Origin of the sequence: Corynebacterium sp. HMSC29G08 (assembly GCF_001806875.1) — a bacterium.
In the GTDB taxonomy this organism is placed as follows: domain Bacteria; phylum Actinomycetota; class Actinomycetes; order Mycobacteriales; family Mycobacteriaceae; genus Corynebacterium.
The window spans coordinates 1-22,448 of the sequence record NZ_KV786211.1; the positions used below are offsets into that span (position 1 = coordinate 1).

Genomic DNA, 22,448 nt, shown 5'->3' on the forward strand with positions numbered 1-22,448 from the left:
CGGAACACCGGTACCAAAAACCCGCATCTGACAAAGGCTTCTAAAGGGCCTTCTCAAAGACACAAACCCCGGATTCACACTCATCCTTGAGTTACCTGAATCTGAACCCAGGACGCTTCAAAAAACACCGCTCTAATTCTTCGATTTTCGCTGAATTAGAGCGGTTTTAGCGCTGTCGCTGGACACTGACCCTGGCGACATCCTGTTAGGCCGCTACAGGGCCATACAGGGCAGGGGAGACCCCCATCTACGGCTTGCCGCCGTCGGGGGAATCCTTGTCACCGTCGGGAGACTCCTTGCCACCGTCGGGGGACTCCTTGTCACCGTCGTGGTCGCGCTGTTGCTCCTGCTGGCGGCGCTTAGCGATGCGTTCCAGCGCGCGACGCAGTACTGCAGCGCTTTCCTCCTGAGTACGGTCGATGACGATCTCGCGGTACCGTTGCTTCATCTCTGGGTTGCTGTCAATCTCGACCCGCAAAAAGTCCTGATCAACATGCGAAATCTCCTGCAACGACTGCGTTGCTTCCTCGATGATGATCTTCGCTTCCTGCTCTGCTTCCTCGCGCGTTACTGCAGCGTCACGTGTGGCCTCATCATGTTCTTCACTGCCGAATTCTTCGGCAAGGTCAAGCAGCTCATCTGCCTGAGCTTCAGCGAGACCCAGCGTCTGCTCAGCTTCTTTGCGTGCGTCATTGCGGATCTGCTCGGCTTCTTGCTCGGCCTTTTCGCGTGCTTCGCTGCGGAGCTGTTCGGCTTCCTGCTCTACACGCTTGAGCTTGGCTTCGGCGGCGCTCTCAACCTCCTTGGCACGGTCCAGCAACTCTTCCGCCTGTGCCTCGGCAAGACCCAACTCCTGTTCAGCATCCTTCTGTGCATCACCACGAATCTTTTCGGCGTCCTGCTCGGCCTTCTCGCGTGCTTCTTTGAGTACGCGCTCGGCAACCTCGCGAGCCTGCTGTTCAGCATTTTCCTGCACACGCTGGGCTTCTTCACGGGCCTGCTGCGCCCGTTCGAGTTCTTCTGCAGCTTGCTTGCGGTCTTTCGCTGCAGCATCGACATCTCGCTGTACGGAGCTGTGCTTCCGTTCCACCTCGTCCTCACGGTTCGCAAGGTCGCGCTCCCGGTCCTGCTGTTCGACGTAACGGTCAAGATTCAGCGACTCATTGTGACGTTCAGACACATCTAGCTCTACCGGGTAACCCAACGCGTACATGTGCTCTCGAAGTCCATGCTGCGCGTCGATGAACTTCTGGTTCCCGGAGATTTGTTTGCCCTTCTTCGGGCCAGATATGTACCGCACCGACTCATCAGTGTTGTACGCGATGCCGGGCCGGCAGCGGAGCTTGTCGGGATCATCCGGCTTCGGCGAGAACGTATCAGCCTGGAACTGGATGTGTGGCGTTGATTCGTCGAAGTTCATATCCCCACCGGCTACGGCATCGATGCCGCCGGGGATGAAGTTCTCGGCGAGCCAGCGCATCGACTCTTCGAGGTACTCCTTCGCTTCGTCGTAGTCCCGTGCGACAAGCCGTGCGCGCTTCACCTCACGGCCGTCCACAGTGCTGGTGTAGAAGTCGGGGACCTCTACACACATCGACTTCGGCAGATGCACGACGAACAGAGACGTCTCGAAACTGTTCTTCTGTACGCGCACGCCGTCCATCCGGGCGTCTTGGTACGCCAAGACCTCCTCGACGGACGCAGCGCGTCGGAACGTGCCGTTGCCGTCGTTGACGAACGGAACGTTCAAATGCGCATCGGCCACGACGATATTGCTATTCATCGCGGCCTGATGCGCGAGATCCTGCGGATCTAATTCTCGCATCGCCTCCTTGAGGAGTCGCTTGCGGTCTCCTCGCGTGTCTCCGCCGCAGTTGTCGCGGCGGAGATGGCGCAGATTGAACGCTGCGCGTCCCTTCTGCGCTGTAGATGTCTTCGACATATCGCGTACCTCCTGTAGCGACATATCGCGTACCTCCTGTAGCCCCCTAAAGACCTCAGTCTAGCCACCTCGCAAGCTCGGATAACTGAGGTCTCACGGGGGCGCCTGCAGCGGGCAATCGCGAAGCTGCAAAACCCTCCCTATTCGGTCGGCTTTCTCCGCTTCGCCTTGCGTGAAAAGCTACGTGACCTGCGAAGAGGCGCTGTGGCGATCTTCTTTGTCCCGCAGCAGGGCAGGGCCGGCACGGCGCTATTCGCCCCGTTTGGCCCTGCCTGAGGCTTCTGACGAAGCCTGACATAACCGTCACATTAAAAATGTACCGGTTATGAAGCGGTGCACATTTTCAGAGCGAAAATTGACGCCGCACCACAAGCGGTGCATTTTCCCTGCTCACGCTGTGAAAACAGGACTTTTAGAAAAAGTCCTGGCGTCGCACCCCCTTATACTGTGTTTACGGTGTCAGTGCTGAAAAACAGTCCTGACACATCAATTCCGTCATCGCTGCAGCTCAGACGGCAAAAAATCGGTTACGAACCGATTGTTTTTTGCGTGTAACCGGTTATGAACCGGTTGACACACATATCCTTCGGAATATCGCGCTGGTACAGCGCTGTTTTCGCGTCGCTACAGCCTTGCAGCACGGCCACGGGAGCAGCTCCAGACAGAGCAAAACCCCGCCACGAGGACGGGGTTTCGATGGGAGAGTAACCGCTACGGCGGCACACCTTTCGCGCTCAGACTGTACAGCGACACGGGGTTCGGCCGTACAACCACACGCCTAATTCTGTACAGTCTCGCCGGAGTTATCCGGCACCAAGATGCGACTGTTTGACCCAACCGGGAAACCGGGTGCAAAAGTCAGTATCTTTGTTGCCTCTCTTCCATATTCAGGGATGCTGTTTGCATGTGCGTGTGCTGACCAACGCCAACAGGCCTGGCTTGATGCTCACCGGTGTGCATTTGAATATTTTGGCGGCGTCTGTCAAGTCGTCGTGCCTGATAACGCGTCGACTGCGTCGAACGCAATCAGTACGTCAGATAGAAACCGGAAGGTCAATGACACCTACGAACAGTTCTTGGAGCATTACAACACTGCAGCTCTTCCTGCCCGTCCGCGTCGACCGAAAGATAAAGCGAATGTGGAAGCCGCAGTCAAAATTGTCACACACAAGATCATCCATGCACTCGATGGTCACCAGTGCGTTGATCTTGACGAGCTCAATGACAAGATTGTCAGCCTCGTCGATGCAATTAACGATGCCACGCCGTTTCGGAGTCAGCAATCAAGCCGCCGGGACCTGTTTGAAACCTATGAGCAGCATCTTCTTGCCGATCTGGCGCAAACACCATGGCAGCACACCGAATGGAAACGCGCGAAAGTCGCACCAGATTTCCACATCATTGTTGCCACGGTGCGCTACTCGGTACCGCATCAACTCGTTGGGCGCACCGTCGATGTTTTTCTCTGGTCGTGAAATCTTCGAAGCAGCGAAAACACGCAGGCAAGAAGCAGAAGCCTTCAAAGCGCTTGCAAACGACGTCGAAGCAGAACTTGCGACAAGCGTTGAGCGCTATGACCCCGACCTCATCGAGGGCGTGCGCGTGTTGTGGATTCACCAAGGACGCGCTGCACGTGACGAGACGGCGTTTCGACATGCGCTAAAAGTCGGGCACAGGCTACGCGCAGCAGGCCAGCGCTTAACCGATAACGCTCTGATTGACGCTTACGAGCATGGATACAACATCGCCCAAGAAGCCGGTGGCGATGGGAGACTCTCGGAGATGCCGCCGATGCGTGATCGCCAGACCATGGCGAGGCGAGTTCGTGGGTACGTCACGCAGGCAAAGGCTTCAAACGGTGGTTCTGTGGCCCCTGGGAGAGCTACAAGCACCGAACGTAAGGCCTTGGCCACGATGGGACGTAGAGGCGGTCAGAAAGCCGCACAACGCTGGAAAACAGACCCAGACGGCGAATACGCGCGGGGCAGGCGCGCCACAATGAAGCGGACCCATCGAAAAAAGAAAGTCCAGGGGACGAGTAACCGTCAGAAAGTCGGCCAATTCGTAAACGAATATTGGATTGAGACTGGTCGACTACCAACGTGGAAATTGATTCAGAAAGAGACAGGCTTCTCTCGGGCTACGGTCGCCCGCCACGTTTCTGCCCTCAAGGAAGTGGGTGAGTGGCCTGAGCCGTAGGGGGGTCTCACACCATATGCAATATACGGTTCCCCGTGCGGTAGCACGTGAGCTACCTAGGTTCGTTTCTTTTTTAGCAACAGCGAAGCGCGGGGGTCGACCTGCCGAGGGGTGCCTGAAAGCGCCCTAAATAAATGTGCCACCCCGTAAGCAATATACGGTTTCCCTGCGAACGTGTTCTCACGTGAGACGATAAGATGACGACAGGTGGTTTTGAAAGATTTGAAGGATGCTCATATGAAAAAGGTTCTATTTCGCTCCCTGACCCTGCTTTTTGCCACAGTGCTAGTTTTGTCTTCCTCGAGCATGGTCAATGCTGCGCCAGATCCCAGCGCTCCTTCTCCAGCCGGAAACGATGAAACCAGCTTGGAAGATTTCTCCGAATCGCTTCAGCTTTCGAAAGATCCGACTGAACGACGTAGACAGCTCACAGAGGCAGGGTTTGTCAAAGTAAATGATCGGATCGAACATGGGTACACCGTTGAGACCTACAGCAAGAAAGATCCTTCGGGTATAACTGTGGAATATGACGTAGTGGTGCCTCCAGCGGGGCCCACTCTTTACGTTAATTTCGAGTGGGATTGGGGTCCGCGGCTCTACATGACCGGTGCTGAGTTTTGGTCGCTAGGGGCGGCTGGATTTGCCGGACTTCTATGCAACTACTTCAGTGGAGGACTCGCTGCTGCCGGGTGCTCTATGGCCACCACGGCGTTTTGGAACAAGCTCGCTGGGAATAACCGCATCCTCAATGACCAGACCTGTTATGACTTCAGTCAGGCGCTTAACATTGGATGGGAAGTAGCTCCGAAGGAAAAGTGTCGATAGTCTAGGCAGTATACAAAAGGTGCGTTCCATTCCGGAAATGAGGAGTCAGCGAGTCGCCGCCATTTTTTCATTAACCCTTGTTTTGGGGGCTGGCGTCTATGTGGCGTTGTCGCGCCACTTCTCTGCTCTTGGGTTAGTTCTATTCTTCGTTTCAGCATCTGTTCTGCTCTTTCTCTGCTGGAAACCAAAAAGAAAAGCTTCGGCCGCTACAGGGATCATTTCCGTAGGGGCGGTGGTTTATGCACTTCCTCTCGGGGTCATTGTTTCCTCGCCGACCTTCGGGGGCGGTCTGATGGCGATTGGCGTCCTCATGGCGGCATTGCGCCTTTAAAAGGATTGGCGATCGCTTAACCCAAGGCCTCGCCGCGAGCCGCGCGAAGCCTTTCTGTGCGTTCGTTAAAAGCGGGCTAATGACGGCGCTTCGCGGCCCGGCGTTGGGTGCGATTGTCGTCCGTTTGCGGTACCGCCGCTGCGGCGTCCTCGGTAGCGTTGAGCGCTTTGGAGAGTTTGTACACCGCCGTGATGCTTAGGCCTGCTGTAGGACTCCTGCAAGAAGATCGCCCAACCGAAACACGCGGTGATGCTGCTGATACCACCGATACGCAGTCGGGGAATCGCCGGTATAAAACGGTCACAGGCTGAACCGATGGGAAAAATGGCTGTCATGTCCCGCCCAGTCGACTTGCATGGTGTGGGCAGGGGCGTGCGTAATGCGTGCGCTAAGACCTGTGGCATCGACGTGTTCGGCAACAAGCTGACGGAATCGCTCGTAGCTGTAGTAACGCTGACCTGGGTGAGCTGGTTGGGTGGTGTATCGCCCCCCAAGACTTGGAGGGTCACTTTGTTTCGCCCGGTGCGCGCCTTGACAACCGCTTCAAAGTCAATCGGCACGAAGTCACCTTGAGCAACACTACGACCATCAACAAATCACGTAGCCATTTCTTCATCAGTGATGTCGGCAAGTTGTGCATGAGTTGTGATCTGGTGCGTCGCTTCACCATTGTGTGGCGAGCTTTTTGGACTGTGGTGTGTGAACATCGCACAGTCGAACAGATTTGGCGGACAGACCAGCCTTGCAAAACTAGATCCATCACGGCCCGATAATCAGTCACGATCGGACTCCTCTGATAAGCCGCATGCCCTTTTGTCACACGGTCAGAAAAATCCTCCCCCAAAGTGTTACTCGATACTCACCGTTGCGTTACTGGATAGTCACCACGGTGTTACTAGATAGCCCCGCGCAACAATGTTGCTCACCCACCCATGGCCTAAGTCAGGTAAAACCCACAGGGTACAACGACAAGAGTGATCTTCACAGCACAAACTGTGCACCAAGTCAAACTAAAAGCGCGCATCGAGTCTTTCGACTGATGCGCGCATCACGGGAGCTTGTTCGTCGAGAAGCTACTCGTCTGGGTTCTCGATCTGCTTGTAACCCGGTGCCTTCCAGTCCACGTTGACTGTGTCCTTGGTGTCCAGGCCCACGCCAGCGCCGGCGGCCTCCGGAACCTTGGCAAAGATGTTGCGGCGTGCACGGCCCGCGCGCAGCTGGCGCTCCACACGCTCCGCCAGGGCGGTAAGCGCGAAGTTGATCAGGATCATGATCACGCCAACAACAAACAGGGAAGCCAGGAAGTTCTGGTTCGCAGACGCGGATTGGATGCCGGAGCGAACAACCTCAACGTAGCCAATCTGGTAACCAAGCGCAGTATCTTTCAGTGCAATCACCATCTGAGCGATCAGCGCCGGCAGCATTGCAGCCACTGACTGTGGCAAAAGGATGGTCCACATGGTCTGCCAGTGCGACATACCAAGTGCACGGGACGCCTCAGTCTGGCCCTTGGGCAACGAATTGATACCAGCGCGCAGGATTTCTGCAATGACAGATCCGTTGTAGAGAGTCAGCGCAACTACCACCGCCCAGAACGCAAGGCCGCTTGGCGGCACCATTTTGTACAGCGCGAAGAGCTGGTAGGCGAAGATCATCAGAAGCAGCACTGGGATAGCGCGGAAGAACTCCACAATCACAGCGCAGAAGCCACGCACGAGGCGGTTTTCGCTCAGCCGTCCAAGGCCGAAGACCACGCCAAACACAATGGCGAAGATGATGCTTGTTACAGCGGCTTTAACCGTGCCCCAAAGACCGGGGAGGATGTAGGTCTTCCACGTGTTGCCGTCGAGGAATGGGCGCCACTTGGCTGCATCCAGCTGGCCCTTGTCGCCCAGGGTGGACAGTACCCACCACAACGCAAGCGCCATGAGGGCAATGGTGATCACAGTGTAGATGCGGTTGCGCTGGAGGGCCTTCGGGCCTGGCGCGTCATAAAGAACAGTTGCGCGTACTGCGTTAGAGGTAGCCATTTACTTCTTCACCGCCATTTTCTCAGCTGCGCGGCCAATGATCAGGCCGATGGGCAGGGTCAGGATGATGAAGCCAACAGCGAACACGCCGAAGATAATGAACAGCTCATTGGCGTGGAACTCAATCGTGGACTTCATCAACAGCGAAGCCTCAGCAACGCCGATTGCAGAAGCAATGGTCGTGTTCTTCGTCAGAGCGATCAGCGTGTTGCCTAACGGCACTAACGCGGCACGCCATGCTTGCGGGAAAATAATGGTGGAAAACGTCTGCCCGAAGCTCAAACCTAAGGAACGAGCAGCCTCGGCCTGCCCGAAGTGCACGGTGTTAATACCGCTTCGCAAAGACTCCGCCACAAAGCATGAGGTGTAGAGGATAAAGCCCAACACTGCCAGGCGGAAGTTTTGATCCACAAGGAAGGTGCTGGAATCGCGGCTCGCCAACTGCAATCCTAGGTTCTGGTACAGACCAAAGGAGCAGAAGATGATAACCAGCGTCAGTGGGGTGTTGCGCACTGTGTTGATGTAGAAAGCAGACAGGGAACGCAAAATCCCAACGGGGGAGACCCGCATCGCCGTCAACAGGGTTCCGAATACCAGCGACCCGAAGGCGGAATACACCGTCAGCCTGATCGTGGTCCAGAAAGCTGGCCAAAGTTTGGGCAAAAGATCTGCCCAGAGTGCATCCATTGCTTGTTCTCCCTAAAGACTAACGATGCGGGTGAAAAAATGGCGTTTTACTGCTCCAAGAAGGAGAGGTCACCAGGGGTTTCCTTGGTAACGCCGGTACCACCATCAATGTTTGCGTCGACGAACTTGTCAAAGGAACCGTCGTCGTACATCGCCTGCAGCGCCTTGTTGATTGCCTCGGTTGCTGCTGCGTCGTCCTTCTTCAGGCCGATGCCGTAGTACTCGTTGGTGAACGGCTTGCCGTCCTTCTCCAGCTCAACCAGCTTGAAGGTGCCCGGGGACTGTGCAGCGTAGCCGCCGAGAATGGTTGCGTCCGTGGTCAGTGCGTCGACATTGCCCTGGCGCAGAGCCTCAACACAGGAGGAGTAGGTGTCATACTCCTGCAGCTGAACACCCGGGAGGGCATCCTTGACCTTCTGAGCCGGGGTGGAGCCACTTACGGAGCACAGGATCTTGCCATCTAGGTCATCCAGACCACTGATGTCGGTATTGGCATCCTGGACCAGCAGGGCCTGGTGGGTCAGCAGGTACGGGCCACCAAAGTTCACGCTCTCAGCGCGGGACTTGTTGATGGAGTAGGTGGCGGTGATCATGTCCACCTCACCGTTGGAGATCAGAGTCTCACGCTGTGCGGACGGGGTCTCTCGCCAGGTGATCTCCGGCTCAGCCCAGCCGTTGTCCTGAGCAATGGAGTTGACTACGTAAGTAGCAACGTCAACGTCCAGGCCGGTCATGGAGCCGTCCGGCTCGCGCAGGCCAAGACCCGGCTGGTCAAACTTGGTGCCCAAGGTGACCTTGCCGGCTTCAATGTTTGCAAGCAGGCCGCCACCAGCGCCGTCGGCGGAATCGGAGCTGTCAGAACCACCGCAGGCGGCGAGGGACAGGCTCAATGCAGCGGCAGTGGTAGCTGCCAGTACGCGGATTGCACGGTTCATCAGGAAACTCCTTGTTGTAAAACAGAAATGTTTGAAAAGCGATTAGTGCAGGATCTTGCCAAGGAAGTCCTTGGCACGGTTGGACTGCGGGTTGGTGAAGAAAGACTCAGGATCTGTGTCTTCAACAATCTCTCCGTCAGCCATGAAGATGACGCGGTCAGCCACCTTGCGGGCAAAACCCATCTCATGGGTGACCACGATCATGGTCATGCCGGACGCGGCCAGCTCTGACATCACGTCGAGCACTTCGCCCACCATCTCGGGGTCGAGGGCGGACGTCGGCTCGTCGAAAAGCATAACCTTCGGCTCCATGGCCAGCGCACGTGCAATAGCTACGCGTTGCTGCTGGCCGCCGGAAAGCTGCGCCGGGTACTTGCTGGCCTGTGCGGCGATGCCCACGCGGTCCAACAGCTCATCGGCACGGCGTGCGGCGTCTGCCTTCTTCGCTTTGCGGACCTTGATTGGGCCCAGGGTGACGTTGTCGCGAATAGTCAGGTGCGGAAACAGGTTGAACTGCTGGAACACCATGCCCACTTCAGAGCGCAGGCGTGCCAGGTCTTTACCTTCCTCCGGCAACTTCTCGCCGTCGATTTCGATCACGCCGTCATCAATAGTTTCAAGACGGTTGATCGTGCGACACAGGGTGGATTTACCGGAGCCCGACGGACCCAGCACCACAATCACCTGCCCACGAGGAACTTCGAGGTTGATGTTTTTCAGTGCGTGAAAATCGCCGAAGTGCTTCTCCACTCCAGCAATACGGATCATTGGCTGCGAACTCGCCTGTGTCATGCCGAATACATATACCGGATACAAGTGACCTAGATGACAAGTTTGATCAAATCTTTATAATTCGCTGGCATTTTCCTCCCCTCAATGTGCAGCATTAGACTCCTTGCCGTGTCTACGCCGATGAAACCTACCGCCCGTACGTATGAAGTCCGCACGTTTGGCTGCCAGATGAATGTGCATGATTCCGAGCGTCTCTCTGGCATGCTCGAGGATGCTGGGTATATTGCCGTCACCGAAGGCGATACTCCTGATCTTGTGGTGTTTAACACGTGTGCTGTTCGTGAGAATGCAGACAAGCGCCTCTATGGCACACTCGGCGCGCTGAAACACACGAAGCAAGCGCACCCGGGAATGCAGATCGCTGTGGGCGGTTGTCTTGCACAGAAAGACAAAGACGCGGTGATTTCTCAGGCACCGTGGGTGGATGCAGTGTTTGGTACGCACAACCTCGCCACGCTGCCGACCTTGTTGGAGCGTGCCCGTGTGGAAGAGGCGGCGCAGGTAGAGATTGTTGAGGCGCTTGAGGCGTTTCCGTCGGTGCTTCCAGCGAAGCGCGAGAGCTCGTATGCCGGATGGGTTTCTGTGTCGGTAGGCTGTAACAACACGTGTACGTTTTGTATCGTGCCGTCGTTGCGCGGTAGGGAGCTCGACCGCCGGCCGGGGGATATTCTGGCTGAGGTACAGATGCTTGTCGACGGTGGCGTGTCCGAAATCACCCTCCTCGGCCAAAATGTCAATGCCTACGGCGTGAACTTCGCTGACCCAGACGTAGAGCGTGACCGTTCGGCGTTTTCCAAACTCCTGCGCGCCTGCGGTGACATCGAGGGCCTTGAGCGCGTGCGCTTTACGTCCCCGCACCCGGCGGAGTTCACCTCTGATGTGATTGACGCGATGGCGGAAACCCCGAACGTATGCCCGCAGTTGCACATGCCGCTGCAGTCGGGCTCTGACAAGGTACTTAAAGAGATGCGGCGTTCATACCGCTCGAAGAAGTTCCTTGCCATTTTGGAGGAGGTGCGCGAAAAGATCCCGCACGCTTCTATTACTACGGACATCATCGTGGGCTTCCCCGGGGAAACGGAGGAGGACTTCCAAGACACATTGGACGTGGTGGAGAAGTCCCGGTTTAGCTCTGCCTATACGTTCCAATACTCGCCGCGCCCCGGCACCCCCGCCGCGGAGATGGAAAACCAGGTTCCGAAGCAGGTGGTGCAGGAGCGCTTCGAGCGCCTGATCGAACTGCAGGACAGGATCTCTGCAGAGGAAAACGTCAAGCTGGTGGACACTGAGCAGGAGCTTTTAGTGCAGGCTGATGGCGGGCGCAAGAACGACCGCACGCACCGTATGTCTGGGCGCGCACGTGATGGCCGCTTGGTGCACTTCGCGCCGAGAGGCGAGATCGACGGCGACATTCGCCCTGGCGACTACGTCACCGTCACCATTACGGACGCGAAGACACACTTCCTTATCGCCGATTCCGGAGTGCACAGCCACCGCCGTACCAAGGCTGGCGATAACTCTGAGCTTGGACAGGTGCCAACCACGGCGCCGATCGGCGTGGGCTTGGGTTTGCCGTCTATCGGCGCGCCAAAGGTGCAGGCGGGTAGCGACGGGTGCTGTTCCGCGTAGGCTAAAGACACCATGACTTCCACGAATTCCACTGCTTCCACGAATTCAGCCGCAGCTGCTCTTGCTGCCGAGGAGCGCCGCACGGGTGCTCGCCTAGCTGATGGTCCGTATCGCTGGGGACTTATCGCGTGTGCTGCCATTTACCTGGTTGGCCTGTTCCTACCGTTCGTTGGCTCCACCTCGGGCGTGCAGGTGCTGATCCGCAGCGGTGCTGCGCAGGCGTCCAACGTCAATATGACTGAGTACCTGTTTGCCTGGATCTCTTTCGCGGGTTTGGCGGTGGTGACCACGATCGCCATGCTTGCCCGCCGCTACGGGCTTGCTGCGCTGGGTTGGGGACTGACCGTGATTTCTGTGGTCTTTGCCATGTTTTCGTTGTGGCTGCGCAACGCCGCAGCTGCCGGTGGGGGCGAGCCACACGGCGTGGGTGCGTACCTAGCAATGGTCGCTGTGCTCGTCGCGGCGCTGGCCTACGCCCCGGCGATCATCCGACGTTCGGACGAGCAGCAGGCGATCACCGTGGAGCGCGCCGCGGTGCAGGAATCCGATGAGCTTTCGCTATTGCAGCGTGAAGCAGCCACCAAACCCCTGAACCCTTTGCTTGTGGACGACCGACGCGCCCGCGCCGCCGAACGCCACAAGCGGACGCACGAGCAGGGTTAAGAAAAGTCTTCACGGTAGGGAACCAACCCATTCCTAAAACAGTCAAATACCTAGAGGGTTACGCACGTTTAGCAACATGTGTGTAAATGGCTATTTACAGATTAAGGAGTGGGGGGTTGACACGGTGAAGCGTAGTGCTGTAATTAAGAAGCTAAGAACGGAAGCTCGCAGGTTGGGTCTACCGTTCGAAGAAATACGTTTGAAGCGCCACGACGCGTTTCGCGTCGGTACAACTACTCGCACGTTGGGACGTCATAAAGAAATTGATGACGTTACTGCGCGCAAGTTTTTTGATCAGTTTGCGAATGAGCTAGGCAAAGGGTGGTGGAGAAAATGAAGACGTTTACGGTGACAGCAGAGCGCGGCAAAAACCCGGTTTGGGTGTTGGAATGCCGGGAACTTGGGGTTGTCTCACAGACGAAGAGGCTTGGGGATGCTGAAGAGGAAGTGCGCGAAGCAATTGCGTACCAATCGGGCCTTGAAGAATCTGAGTTCAAAATTGAAATTCAACCGGTACTCGGAGCGGAACTTGATTCGCTCAGGGACGAGGCGTTGGAACTGAAACGCGAAGCAAATGAGATTGCCGAACGAGCAAGTACGGCAAGTCGTCGATTCGCGGCTCGCATGAAGGAGGAAGGGTTCTCCGTTCGTGAAATGGGGCAGCTCTTGGACGTCTCCTACCAGCGAGCCGCAGCGTTAGCCGCGGGCTAGGCGCTGCCAGGCGGTGGTGGAGGAGACCACACTGGCGCCGAGTGTTTCCGCGATCGCACGAGCACCTGCGGATTCCGCAGGATAAGAGACGTAGACGGTTTCTAGATCTTCCCACTGTTTCCGCGCGGCGGAAACTGTCTGCCTAACCAGCGCTTCGCCAATGCCGCGCCCGCGGAATTCCGGCAGGACGTAGATCAGGCCAAGCTCGCACACGGCGTCGGAGTCGTGTGTGTAATGCACGGCCTCGCAAAGCCCAACGTACTGGCGCTCGCCGCTGCCATCGGCGCGAGAATCATTGACCAAGGCGATACCGGTCAACTGCGCACCACCACGATCCTTAAGCCGCGCACCCGCATCGGTGATGCGTTGCAGATCCCACTCAATTGGCTCAAGCTGTAGCTCGCCCCGCGGGTAATCGCGTGAGGCTGCAGAGAGCAGCGCACCAAACGCGGCCGCGTCCCTGCTATCAGAACCAACGGGTGCTTCGAACCCGGCAAAGCCCGGCCCCTCTGCCACATTGATGGAAAACTCCGATGCTGCCAGATCCTTCAACGCCGCCAGCTTCTCCACCGCGTCTGCCTCGAACACCGCCTGGTCTTCCCGAAACGCTTGCGCGTAGCCAGCCTCCACTGCTCCTGGGGGAGCCCACGCACCTGGGGAATGTGTGACCCAAATTTGGCGGGTGGGGCGGTTGAGGGCGTGCGATAAGGCGTCGATAAGCATGAAAGCCCCTTGCCACGGTGCGGCAGGTACTTCCTCGCCGGGAAGCGGGGCGATGGATGCGTCGAGGGTGACGTTGGCTTCGAGTACTGTGACGTCTTCCAGCAGCGGCAGGGAGATGAACACCCAGGCCTCGACATCAAACAAGTCGTCGCTGGTTAAAAGCGGGAAGCCAAGTGGGCCAACCGGGCGCAGTGCCTCGCGCGAAGTCAACGCGAAGAGCAGCGCCCTGGACTCGGCGGAGCCCTCCATACGCTTCGCAATGTGCGCCGGCGTTACCCCAGAGGTGGCCAGGCCTGTGATGTCCTGGATAGCCAGCGTTGCGGAAAAGGCGTAAGCCCCGACAACGGCCTCATCAAACTCGCCGCCTTGTCGGGGCACATACTGCAAAGCCTGCACTAGCGGTCGCTTGCTGCCTTCGCAGCTACATCTGCAAACTCCTGCCACTGCTTGGCCTGCTCACGCAGCTCGGCAGCCTTCTTCGCGTCGCCCTTCGCCTCAGCTGCTTCGGCTTGCTTGAGCAAGTCATCAGCCTTGTCCTGGAACTGGTTGACCTTCTCCTGGGCAGCCGGGTCGGAGCGACGCCAGCGGGAATCCTCCGCCTCAGCCACACGCTTTTCCACCCGTGCGATCTTGTCCTCGTACTCGCGAACCTTGCCGCGCGGCACGAAGCCGATCTCCTCCCACTTATCCTGCAGCTCACGCAGTTTCGCCTTCGCCGCGCCGAGGCCCTTCGCCGGGTCAATCAGAGCGTCATACTCAGCGAGCAGGGCGTCCTTGGCTTGGGCGTTAGCCTCAAACTCCTTGTCGCGCTCCGCATTAACGGCGTTGCGGGCATCAAAGAAGTGATCCTGTGCGCTGCGGAACCTCTCCCACAGCTTGTCATCCACATCGCGCGGGGCACGACCTGCGGCTTTCCACTCCTTCATCAGGTCGCGGAATGCGCGTGCGGTCTCGTTCCAATCGGTGGACTCCTTCAGCGCCTCGGCGCGCTCCACCAGCGCTTCCTTCGCCTTCTTCGCCGCCGCACGGCCACGGTCCAGCTCAGCGAAGTGGCTGCCGCGGCGGCGGTTGAAGCCGTCGCGGGCACGCGAGTAGCGCTTCCACAATGCGTCATCCGTCTTGCGGTCAATGCCGCGGATGGTGCGCCACTCTTCCAGAATGTCGCGGATGCGATCGCCCGCGGCCTTCCAGTCGGTGGAGTTTGCCGCCAAGTCCTCAGCTTCAGCGGCAAGTGCTTCCTTCCGGGCGATTGCCTCTGCGCGGCGTGCCGCCTTGGCTTCCTTTGCCTTCTCTCCGGCTTCAGCGGTGTTAGCAATGACGGTATCCAGACGGGCCTCAAGCGCGTCAAAGTCACCGATCGCAGCGGCAGTGGCTAGTGAATCCTTCAGATCTCGGGCGTTTTTGGCGATCTGGTTGGCGTCTTCAGGGTGGGCAACCAGGCGGGTCTCCAGGACCTCGACCTCAGTCACAATGTCTGTGAAGCGCTGCACGTAGTGTGCCAAGCCCTCTTCAGGGGTACCTGCCTGCCAAGAACCAATCTCGCGTTCCTGGCCGCCGCGCGTGACAAAGACGGTGCCGTTTTCAGCCACACGTCCAAACTTTGCTGCTTCCTCGGTATTTATCTGCGGTGTTGCAGCGGCAACTGGTGCCTGTGAGTGCGGTCCCGGCTTGGGGGTGCGGCCCGGCATTGCTGCCGGTGTGGGACGGTTGTTGCCAGTAGGGGAGGGTGTAGTTGGGGTGGTCACGGCGGATCCTTTCTCCAGTGCCGCGCGACGCGGCTGCCATAAGGTCGTTGCATGAACTTTACCGCGCCCGGCAGCTGGCTAGGGTAGTTTGTGTGCCTTCCATATTCATTGTTCCGGGCTCGCCGTCGTTGGTGCAGGAACTTTCGCTTGCCGACGCCGCGTCGCACCACCTCACCCGCACCATCCGCGAGACCGCGCCAAATGGTGTGCCGGTAGACATTGTCTGCCCGCTAGATGAGGATTCTTATACCGCACACACTGGCAGCTTGCGTGCGTGGGGCGCGCCGCAGGTGCAGGTGGGCGGCGGGAACCACTTGGGCGAACTTGTGGTGCGTTACGTGTTGGGGAACCGCGACTTCCGGCCCGTACGCGACTCGATCGGTGAGCTCGATCCAAAGGCACTCACCGTTGTGGTGGTGGATGGTCCGGCGGGGCTTACCCCGCGAGCACCCCTGGCGCTTGTGCCCGGCGCGCGGGAGACACACGAGGGTTTGCAAATGTTCATCGCTGGCAATGCGCCACTGCCGCCGCTTGAAGGCGGTGTCTTGAAGCCTGAGCTGTGGCATGAGCTTGCGGCACTTTCGCCGGCTAAGCAGATGTTGTTGGCTGCTGATGATTCACTTGGCGTTGGCCGGTATGTAGGGGTGTGGACGTGGTAGGGACTGTGACACCGGTTGCTGTGGTTGGCCCGACTGCCTCGGGCAAGTCGGCGCTTGGCATTGCACTAGCTCACGAGCTTGGAGGTGAGGTGGTCAATATCGATTCAATGCAGCTGTATCGCGGCATGGATATTGGCACGGCAAAGCTTCCGGTAGAAGAGCGCGAGGGTATTGCGCATCATCTGTTGGATATTTGGGATGTCACCCGCGTGGCGTCTGTTGCTGACTACCAGGACCAAGCTGTGACCACGGTCGAGGACATCATGGCCCGTGGGCGAGTGCCTGTCTTGGTGGGCGGCTCGATGCTTTATGTTCAGTCGTTGATTGATAACTGGTCGTTTCCTCCTACTGACCCGGCAGTGCGTGCTCGCTTTGAAGAGCGTTTGGCCGCAATCGGGGTGGACGCCTTGCACGCGGAGCTTGCCAAGGTTGATCCTGCCGCCGCGCAGATTATTGAGGATAAAGACCCGCGCCGCACTGTTCGCGCACTTGAGGTTATTGAGCTGACCGGCAAACCCTTTCAGGCATCCCAACCGCCGAAGGACGCCCCGCCGCGTTGGGGGACACGCATCCTAGGGCTTCGCACCACACCGGAATGGCTTAACCCGCGCATTGAGTTGCGCACGCAGCAGATGTTCGAGGCTGGTTTTGTCGATGAGGTCCGTGCCCTAGTCAGCCAGGGCCTGATTAGGGAATCCACTGCCGGCCGCGCTATTGGGTATGCACAGGTGCTGCAGTACTTGGAGGGGGAGCTTTCGCTTGATTGCGCCGTAGTGCAGACCATCACTGGCACCCGCCGCTACGTGCGGCGCCAACGGTCTTGGTTTAACCGCGATCCGCGGATCGTGTGGTTGGATGCTGCATCACCGTCACTGGTTGCAGACGCGCTGACGGCGCTAGACTCGCAGCGCTAGACTCGCAGGCGTGAAATTTATTAAGGCCCACGCAACTGAGAATGACTTTGTGGTGATCGTTGACATTGACGCTCAGCTGGACATCACCCCCGAACAGGTCGCGTTTTTGTGCCACCGACGCGCCGGTATTGGTGGCGACGGCCTGCTGCGCGTCGTGCGCAACGATGGCCGTTGGTTTATGGATTACCGCAACGCTGATGGCTCTATTGCAGAGATGTGCGGCAATGGCATCCGTGCATTCGCCCACGTTCTTGTGGCCGAGGGGCTAGAAGAGGCTTCCGAGTTTGAGGTGGACACCCGTGCTGGCGTGAAGACGATCAAGGTGTTGTCGGCCGATGCTGAGCATGCCGTAGTGGCCGTGGGCATGGGGGAGGTCGAAGTTACCGGTGTGTCTACGGCACGGATGGGTTCCTTCGAGTTCGCCGGTATCGGCGTGGATGTGGGCAACCCGCATCTGGCGTGTGTGATCCCAGGTTTGAGTGCCAATGAGTTGGCTGCGCTCGACTTTGTGCAGCCGGAGTTTGATCCGGAGTTCTTCCCCGAGGGTGTCAACGTTGAGGTTTTAACAGAGCTTGCGGATGGCGCAGTCCACATGCGTGTGTGGGAGCGCGGCGTAGGGGAGACACGCTCTTGCGGAACCGGCACCGTTGCAGCAGCGCAGGCTGCGCTCGCAGACGCCGGAATTGAAAACGGTAGCGTCACCGTCAACGTACCTGGTGGTGTGATTGAGGTGGCCTTGGAAAATGGCGTTGCCACCATGACGGGCCCATCTACGATTGTCGCCCGCGGCGAGCTAGTCGCCGAACTGTAGTCTCACGCCGCGTTAGCTCGGACCGATTTCCCGGGCTGCGCGGCGTGCGTCGTCCCAGGCGATCTCAAGCTCGGCGGCGCGTTGATCCGCAATGGTCAACAGGCGCTCGAGCTGCGCGCGGTCGACGGTGGGGTCTTCCAGGTAGGCGTCGATACGCGAAAGGAACCGGCGCGCAGAAGACGCGCGCAATAAGAATTCGTTGATTTCGGATACCGAATTGTCCGGGTTCGCCAGTGCGGGGAAGTGGAGCGTGCGGTCTGCAACATCGGCGGCAGAAGCCCCGTTGAGCAGCTGGTTGTACGCATCCAGGATCTCGCAAATATCATCGCGCGCATACCCCAAGCTCGCGCGCATCGCCTCAACCTCCGGATGTGGCTGGTACCTCCGTCCGATCAAACCGACAATGGCTACAAGCAAGGCGGAAAGAACTAGCCCGGGTAGCCGCAAGAGCACCACAAGCATCACCACAGCCACCAGCACCAACGTGCCGATGATGGCGATGGAGAAATCCCTGTCCGGCTTACTCATCTACCGCGTCCCCTGCTAGTGGCCTCCACAGCCGCAGGAACCACCACACCCACCGCAGTCCCCGCCCTGCGGGGTCGGGATAGAGCCAACCATCACCGCAGTGCCGGCAATCACGCTGTTGCGCTCCGGAAGCTCACCGTCAGGCAGGCACACATCAAACGGGAACGCCGCGTCCACGGACACATGGATGAAGCGCTGGCCAGTCAGCTGAGAGGTGCGGTACTCCGCACTCAACACACGCGCGGTGAACTCCGCACGAGCATCCGGAGACATCGGTGCGCCACTGGCCACGGCCTCCGCACCAGGGGAGACAACCTCGCCAACAACCTTGCCCGGGTTGGCCTCAAAGTATGCGTCCATGGATGCGTGGCGGGTGTGCTCAAGCATCAGCGCGGTCAGGGAGGTCTCCTGCCAGGTCAACGGCGCCTCGTCCACAAGCAGAGGCTCCTGAGCCAAATTAATAGTCACCTGGGCCATGGAATTTCCATGGGGGTCGACGATGTCAGCCAGCGCCACAACATCATCAAGCGGGGTGATATGCGTATACGTACGGGTCACACCATCAAAACCAGCGAAAGTAGCAAAAGGCTCAACAGCCAGGATATTTAGCTGCGCGCCGGACGCATCCGAGTACTGGATGAGCTGGCCATCTCGGACCTCACCTGTCACCGCAAGGGACCCAGAGGCGATAGCTGCCTCGACTGCATCCTGCCAGCGGGGGAAACTCAGACCGATTGCGGCCAGATCCGTCGTTGTATTCATAGGCACTCAGCCTACTCGCCGCAGCCTAAGGGAAGAAAGGCGGAGGCGTGTGTGTTGGTTAGGATGTATGACAATGACTGAGTTTGACAATGGGTACGATGAGCAGGATGAGCATGACGAGCTTTTAGCCCGTGCATTTCGCCACAACTCCCCGCAGACTGGTGTGGGCGCGGATGACCCCACTGTTGGTGCGCTGGACCTGGAGGATCGCAATGCGCTGCGACGTCTCACGCGCGACACCAACATCCGTTCCGAAGACCATGAAGACATCTATGAGGTTGAATACCGCAAACTTCGCCTTGAACAGGTGATTCTGGTCGGCGCGTGGACTGAAGGTAATACCGCCGAGATGGAAGCCAGCATGATGGAGCTTGCGGCGCTGACAGATACCGCAGGTGCCGAGGTGCTCGACATTCTCTATCAGAAGCGCGACAAGCCTGACCCAGGCACCTATATCGGCTCCGGCAAGGTCAAAGAACTTGCGCAAATCGTGCAGTCAACCGGCGCGGATACCGTCATCTTTGATGGTGAGCTCTCCCCGGGACAGATGGTGGCGCTGGAGGAAGCGCTCAAGGTCAAGGTGATTGACCGCACCATGCTCATCCTGGATATTTTCGCCCAACACGCCAAGAGCAAGGAAGGTAAAGCGCAGGTCAGCCTTGCGCAGATGGAATACCTTTACACCCGGACACGTGGTTGGGGTGGCAACCTTTCGCGTCAGGCAGGTGGTCGCGCCGGATCCAATGGTGGTGTAGGTCTGCGCGGTCCTGGTGAGACGCGTATTGAGGCGGATCGTCGCCGCCTGCGCACTGAGATGGCGAAGCTGCGCCACCAGCTACGTGACATGGCCACGGCCCGTGAGGTCAAGCGTGCACAGCGTGCGCGCTCAACCACACCAAAGATTGCGATTGCGGGCTACACCAATGCTGGTAAGTCTTCGCTGATCAACGCAATGACTAACGCTGGCGTACTTGTTGAGGACGCGCTGTTTGCCACTCTCGACCCGTCCACACGCAAAGCCCAGCTTGCAGATGGCCGCACGGTGGTACTCACCGACACCGTCGGATTTGTCCGCCACCTGCCCACACAGCTGGTGGAGGCGTTCAAGTCCACACTTGAAGAGGTCTCTGGGGCTGACCTTGTGTTGCACGTGGTGGACGGTTCCGACCCGTTCCCGCTGAAGCAGATCGAGGCGGTCAATGACGTGCTTTCGGAGATCACCCGCGAAAGTGGCGAGACCTTGCCGCCGGAACTGGTTGTGGTGAACAAGATCGACGAGGCGGACCCTGTTGTACTTGCAGAGCTACGCCACGCGTTCGACCATGCGGGGCGTGACGTGGTGTTTGTCTCCGCGCTTACCGGCGAGGGGATCGCGGAGCTGGAATCAAAAATCGAGATGTTCCTCAACACTCTCGACGAGCACGTGACCATGCTGGTGCCGTTTACCCGCGGCGATGTGGTCTCACTGCTGCATGAGCACGGCACGGTGCGTTCAGAGGAGTATCAGGAGCAAGGCACGCTTATCGACGTCCGGTTGCCCCGCGTCCTCGTCGAACAGCACCGCGAGTTCGTTATCTAGTTCTGCTTAAGCTTGCTCGCCGCCGCCTTATCCAGGATCACCGTGACGTTCGGGTGGTTTTGGATGGCGCTGGCAGGGGAGTCTTCGCTAACCGGGCCCTCTATGAGAGCTTTCACCGCGTCGGCTTTGTTTGCACCGGTTGCGATCAAGATGAGGTTCTTGGCCTCCATGATGGTGCCGATGCCCTGGGTAAGCGCCTGACGCGGCACCTCATCTTCACTGTCGAAGAAGCGGGCGTTGTCAGCGATGGTCTGCTCGTGCAGGTTGATCACGCGGGTGCGCGAGTCATGCGCACTGCCCGGCTCGTTGAACGCGATGTGGCCGTTGGCGCCGATGCCTAAGATCTGGATGTCTACGCCGCCTGCGTCGTTGATGGCCTGCTCGTAGTCGCGTGCGGCCGCTGCCGCGTCAGCTGCAGTGCCGTCTAGGGAACGCACCTTCTCGTCTGGGATGTCCACATGGCCCGTCAGCTCGCGGCGGATGGTGGCGTAGTAGGACTCGTTGTGGCTTTTGGGCAGCCCCAAGTATTCGTCGAGAAGAAAAGCCTGGGAATGTGTGAAGCTTAAGCCCTCCTCGGCGTGGCGGCGGATCAGTTCCTGGTAGGTGGGGGGGGGGGTGGAGCCGGTGGCCAGGCCGAGGACACCGCCGTTGCGGACAAACGGCTCGATGATGTCGGCGGCGGCGCGGCCGACCTCCTCCGGGGTGCTGCGGATGATGATGTGCATGTCTTGAGAATACAACCTGAGATTAGGCGATCCGGCTTCCGCCGCTGTAGACGACAACGGGGCGGAAATCAGCGTCGAGGCCGACAAGGTCGGCCCGGGCACCGGGTGCGATATCACCCAGCGTCGTATCTCCCAATACCTCAGCGGCGGTAGTGGACGTAAAACGCACGGCCTGGGCAGCTTCGTGGCGGCTGATGAAGCGGGCGAACTGCTCCGCGATCGTGGAGGTGCCGCCCGCAATCGCGCCGTTGGCAATGCGCGCGACGCGGTCAGTGACCGTGACATCCAACTGGCCGAGACGGTAGCAGCCGTCGCACATGCCAGCGGCCTCCATCGCGTCGCTGACAGCGAAAGCGCCGGTGCCATAGACGCTATCGACCACAGCGTCGTCTAAATGCACGCCGTCTGCGATCAGCTCCACGTAGGCATTCCCGTGTCGCGCGGCTGCCAGAAACGCACCGACTGGGCCCGGCTTACGGTGGTGCAGCGGCGGCATAGCGTTAAACAGGTGCGTCGCCGTCACCGTCACACCGAGTGCGTTTGCCTTTGCAATCACGCCCGCCGTTGTAGCGTAGTTCGCGTCCGTGTGGCCCAGGCTAGCGATGATGTCGTGGCGCTTGCACAGCTCTAAAAGTCCATCGACGTTTTCTGTCTCGGGCGCGAAGGTAATGGCGCGGACCGTGCCGCCGGAAGCGTCTATGACCGCTTCAAACATGTCCGGGTTCCCTGAAACGATGCGCGAAGGGTCCTGCGCACCCGGCTTGGCGGGAGAGACGAACGGGCCTTCCAAGTGGATGCCCCGGATCACACCATCCGCTACGAGGGTGGCCAGGCGCTCAACTTGCGTGCACAGCTCCTCACGATTAGCGGAAACGGTGCTTGCTAGCAGTGTCGTGGTGCCCTGGCTGCGGTGGTACTGTGCGGCCTTGCGGCACTCCTTAACGCTACCGCTGGGGAACGCGCCGAGGGCACCGCCGTGGTTGTGCAAATCAATGAAACCGGGCACCCATGTCAGGGTGTCATGTAAGGCGGTACCTGCTGGTGTACCACCTGCGCCGTCGGCTGCGACGGTCTCGATGCGCTCGCCGAAGGTGATCTCGCCGTAGCCGAGGTCTCCTCGCGGGGTCAGGATTCGGCCTTGGACGCGTTGTACGCCGACTGCCATACTGCCCGCAGTATCGGGCGCAGTATCGGGCGCATTCTCGGTCACAATGGTCCTCCGTTCGCTCGGGTTGTTCAAGGTCGCCCTGCACGGGCT

23 protein-coding genes and 1 pseudogene are annotated in these 22,448 nt (G+C 58.8%); 11 read left to right on the plus strand and 13 right to left on the minus strand.

The features are described from left to right. Positions 1-247: 247 nt before the first annotated feature. Complete coding sequence (locus tag HMPREF3101_RS01100; protein WP_210386144.1) at positions 248-1,942, minus strand: hypothetical protein; 1,695 nt, start codon at positions 1,940-1,942, stop codon at positions 248-250. A gap of 818 nt (positions 1,943-2,760) precedes the next feature. Between HMPREF3101_RS01100 and HMPREF3101_RS11620 the strand changes: the two genes are divergently transcribed. The 4 genes from HMPREF3101_RS11620 to HMPREF3101_RS01120 all read left to right on the plus strand — a co-directional run bounded on the left by HMPREF3101_RS11620 (position 2,761) and on the right by HMPREF3101_RS01120 (position 5,297). Continuing rightward, complete coding sequence (locus HMPREF3101_RS11620) at positions 2,761-3,417, plus strand: Mu transposase domain-containing protein (RefSeq protein ID WP_246816592.1); 657 nt, start codon at positions 2,761-2,763, stop codon at positions 3,415-3,417. Beyond that, the gene (locus HMPREF3101_RS01110) at positions 3,398-4,141 is read left to right on the plus strand and encodes a LexA family transcriptional regulator (protein ID WP_070462099.1); all 744 of its coding nucleotides are present in this window, start codon (positions 3,398-3,400) and stop codon (positions 4,139-4,141) included. The genes HMPREF3101_RS11620 and HMPREF3101_RS01110 overlap by 20 nt, the downstream gene beginning before the upstream one ends. Before the next feature lie 207 nt (positions 4,142-4,348). After that, a complete protein-coding gene (locus HMPREF3101_RS01115; protein ID WP_141737306.1) occupies positions 4,349-4,966 on the plus strand; it encodes a hypothetical protein in 618 nt (205 codons plus the stop codon). 19 nt (positions 4,967-4,985) lie between these two features. Then, entirely contained in the window at positions 4,986-5,297 is a 312-nt protein-coding gene (locus tag HMPREF3101_RS01120; RefSeq protein WP_141737307.1) for a hypothetical protein, read from the plus strand. Between the two features lie 210 nt (positions 5,298-5,507). On the opposite strand, the pseudogene HMPREF3101_RS12540 reads toward HMPREF3101_RS01120, so the two are convergent. The 6 genes and pseudogenes from HMPREF3101_RS12540 to HMPREF3101_RS01140 form a co-directional block, all read right to left on the minus strand. Continuing rightward, positions 5,508-5,633: pseudogene (locus HMPREF3101_RS12540) on the minus strand (replication initiation protein); the annotation flags it as partial. A 169-nt stretch (positions 5,634-5,802) separates the two neighbouring features. Beyond that, entirely contained in the window at positions 5,803-6,057 is a 255-nt protein-coding gene (locus HMPREF3101_RS12545) for a helix-turn-helix domain-containing protein (protein ID WP_371327060.1), read from the minus strand. A gap of 313 nt (positions 6,058-6,370) precedes the next feature. Continuing rightward, positions 6,371-7,327 carry an amino acid ABC transporter permease gene (locus tag HMPREF3101_RS01125; RefSeq protein ID WP_070462102.1) on the minus strand — a complete coding sequence of 319 codons (957 nt, stop codon included), beginning with the start codon at positions 7,325-7,327 and terminating at the stop codon, positions 6,371-6,373. Next, on the minus strand, positions 7,328-8,014 hold the full coding sequence (locus tag HMPREF3101_RS01130; RefSeq protein ID WP_070462103.1) for an amino acid ABC transporter permease: 687 nt from the start codon (positions 8,012-8,014) through the stop codon (positions 7,328-7,330). 47 nt (positions 8,015-8,061) lie between these two features. After that, on the minus strand, positions 8,062-8,949 hold the full coding sequence (locus tag HMPREF3101_RS01135; protein WP_070462104.1) for a glutamate ABC transporter substrate-binding protein: 888 nt from the start codon (positions 8,947-8,949) through the stop codon (positions 8,062-8,064). 42 nt (positions 8,950-8,991) lie between these two features. Further along, complete coding sequence (locus tag HMPREF3101_RS01140; RefSeq protein WP_070462105.1) at positions 8,992-9,717, minus strand: amino acid ABC transporter ATP-binding protein; 726 nt, start codon at positions 9,715-9,717, stop codon at positions 8,992-8,994. Positions 9,718-9,861: 144 nt separating this feature from the next. Here HMPREF3101_RS01140 and miaB point away from each other — a divergent pair, with 144 nt between their 5' ends. The 3 genes from miaB to HMPREF3101_RS01160 all read left to right on the plus strand — a co-directional run bounded on the left by miaB (position 9,862) and on the right by HMPREF3101_RS01160 (position 12,744). Further along, the gene (miaB, locus tag HMPREF3101_RS01145; RefSeq protein WP_246816613.1) at positions 9,862-11,370 is read left to right on the plus strand and encodes a tRNA (N6-isopentenyl adenosine(37)-C2)-methylthiotransferase MiaB; all 1,509 of its coding nucleotides are present in this window, start codon (positions 9,862-9,864) and stop codon (positions 11,368-11,370) included. 12 nt (positions 11,371-11,382) lie between these two features. Then, positions 11,383-12,033 (plus strand): Rv2732c family membrane protein, encoded by a 651-nt coding sequence (locus HMPREF3101_RS01150; RefSeq protein WP_070462107.1) that lies wholly within the window; start codon positions 11,383-11,385, stop codon positions 12,031-12,033. A gap of 333 nt (positions 12,034-12,366) precedes the next feature. Next, entirely contained in the window at positions 12,367-12,744 is a 378-nt protein-coding gene (locus HMPREF3101_RS01160) for a hypothetical protein (protein WP_070462108.1), read from the plus strand. Here HMPREF3101_RS01160 and HMPREF3101_RS01165 read toward each other — a convergent pair. Next, on the minus strand, positions 12,730-13,863 hold the full coding sequence (locus HMPREF3101_RS01165; RefSeq protein WP_246816593.1) for a GNAT family N-acetyltransferase: 1,134 nt from the start codon (positions 13,861-13,863) through the stop codon (positions 12,730-12,732). The two genes, HMPREF3101_RS01160 and HMPREF3101_RS01165, sit on opposite strands and share 15 nt — an antisense overlap. Then, positions 13,863-15,212 carry a DUF349 domain-containing protein gene (locus HMPREF3101_RS01170; protein ID WP_371327055.1) on the minus strand — a complete coding sequence of 450 codons (1,350 nt, stop codon included), beginning with the start codon at positions 15,210-15,212 and terminating at the stop codon, positions 13,863-13,865. The genes HMPREF3101_RS01165 and HMPREF3101_RS01170 overlap by 1 nt, the downstream gene beginning before the upstream one ends. A gap of 92 nt (positions 15,213-15,304) precedes the next feature. On the opposite strand from HMPREF3101_RS01170, the gene HMPREF3101_RS01175 reads away from it, so the two are divergent. Genes HMPREF3101_RS01175 through dapF form a run of 3 tightly spaced genes read left to right on the plus strand, consistent with a single transcriptional unit; the run spans position 15,305 to position 17,596 of the window. Continuing rightward, positions 15,305-15,871, plus strand: coding sequence for a hypothetical protein (locus tag HMPREF3101_RS01175; protein WP_070462109.1), 567 nt, complete (start codon positions 15,305-15,307; stop codon positions 15,869-15,871). 5 nt (positions 15,872-15,876) lie between these two features. Next, positions 15,877-16,785 carry a tRNA (adenosine(37)-N6)-dimethylallyltransferase MiaA gene (gene miaA, locus HMPREF3101_RS01180; RefSeq protein ID WP_070462336.1) on the plus strand — a complete coding sequence of 303 codons (909 nt, stop codon included), beginning with the start codon at positions 15,877-15,879 and terminating at the stop codon, positions 16,783-16,785. Between the two features lie 10 nt (positions 16,786-16,795). Continuing rightward, positions 16,796-17,596 carry a diaminopimelate epimerase gene (gene dapF, locus HMPREF3101_RS01185; protein WP_070462110.1) on the plus strand — a complete coding sequence of 267 codons (801 nt, stop codon included), beginning with the start codon at positions 16,796-16,798 and terminating at the stop codon, positions 17,594-17,596. 12 nt (positions 17,597-17,608) lie between these two features. Here the strand turns inward: dapF and HMPREF3101_RS01190 are convergent, their stop codons facing one another. Both HMPREF3101_RS01190 and HMPREF3101_RS01195 read right to left on the minus strand, forming a co-directional pair. Continuing rightward, a complete protein-coding gene (locus HMPREF3101_RS01190; RefSeq protein WP_070462111.1) occupies positions 17,609-18,124 on the minus strand; it encodes a hypothetical protein in 516 nt (171 codons plus the stop codon). A 15-nt stretch (positions 18,125-18,139) separates the two neighbouring features. Further along, positions 18,140-18,886, minus strand: a complete 747-nt coding sequence (locus HMPREF3101_RS01195) for a hypothetical protein (protein ID WP_070462112.1) — start codon at positions 18,884-18,886, stop codon at positions 18,140-18,142. Between the two features lie 73 nt (positions 18,887-18,959). Here HMPREF3101_RS01195 and hflX point away from each other — a divergent pair, with 73 nt between their 5' ends. Continuing rightward, positions 18,960-20,465 carry a GTPase HflX gene (hflX, locus tag HMPREF3101_RS01200; RefSeq protein ID WP_070462113.1) on the plus strand — a complete coding sequence of 502 codons (1,506 nt, stop codon included), beginning with the start codon at positions 18,960-18,962 and terminating at the stop codon, positions 20,463-20,465. On the opposite strand, the gene nagB is transcribed toward hflX, so the two are convergent. Together nagB and HMPREF3101_RS01210 are read right to left on the minus strand one after the other, a co-directional pair. Beyond that, positions 20,462-21,190, minus strand: coding sequence for a glucosamine-6-phosphate deaminase (gene nagB / locus HMPREF3101_RS01205; protein ID WP_070462114.1), 729 nt, complete (start codon positions 21,188-21,190; stop codon positions 20,462-20,464). The two genes, hflX and nagB, sit on opposite strands and share 4 nt — an antisense overlap. Positions 21,191-21,212: 22 nt before the next feature. Further along, entirely contained in the window at positions 21,213-22,400 is a 1,188-nt protein-coding gene (locus tag HMPREF3101_RS01210; protein ID WP_246816594.1) for an N-acetylglucosamine-6-phosphate deacetylase, read from the minus strand. Positions 22,401-22,448 lie beyond the last annotated feature (48 nt).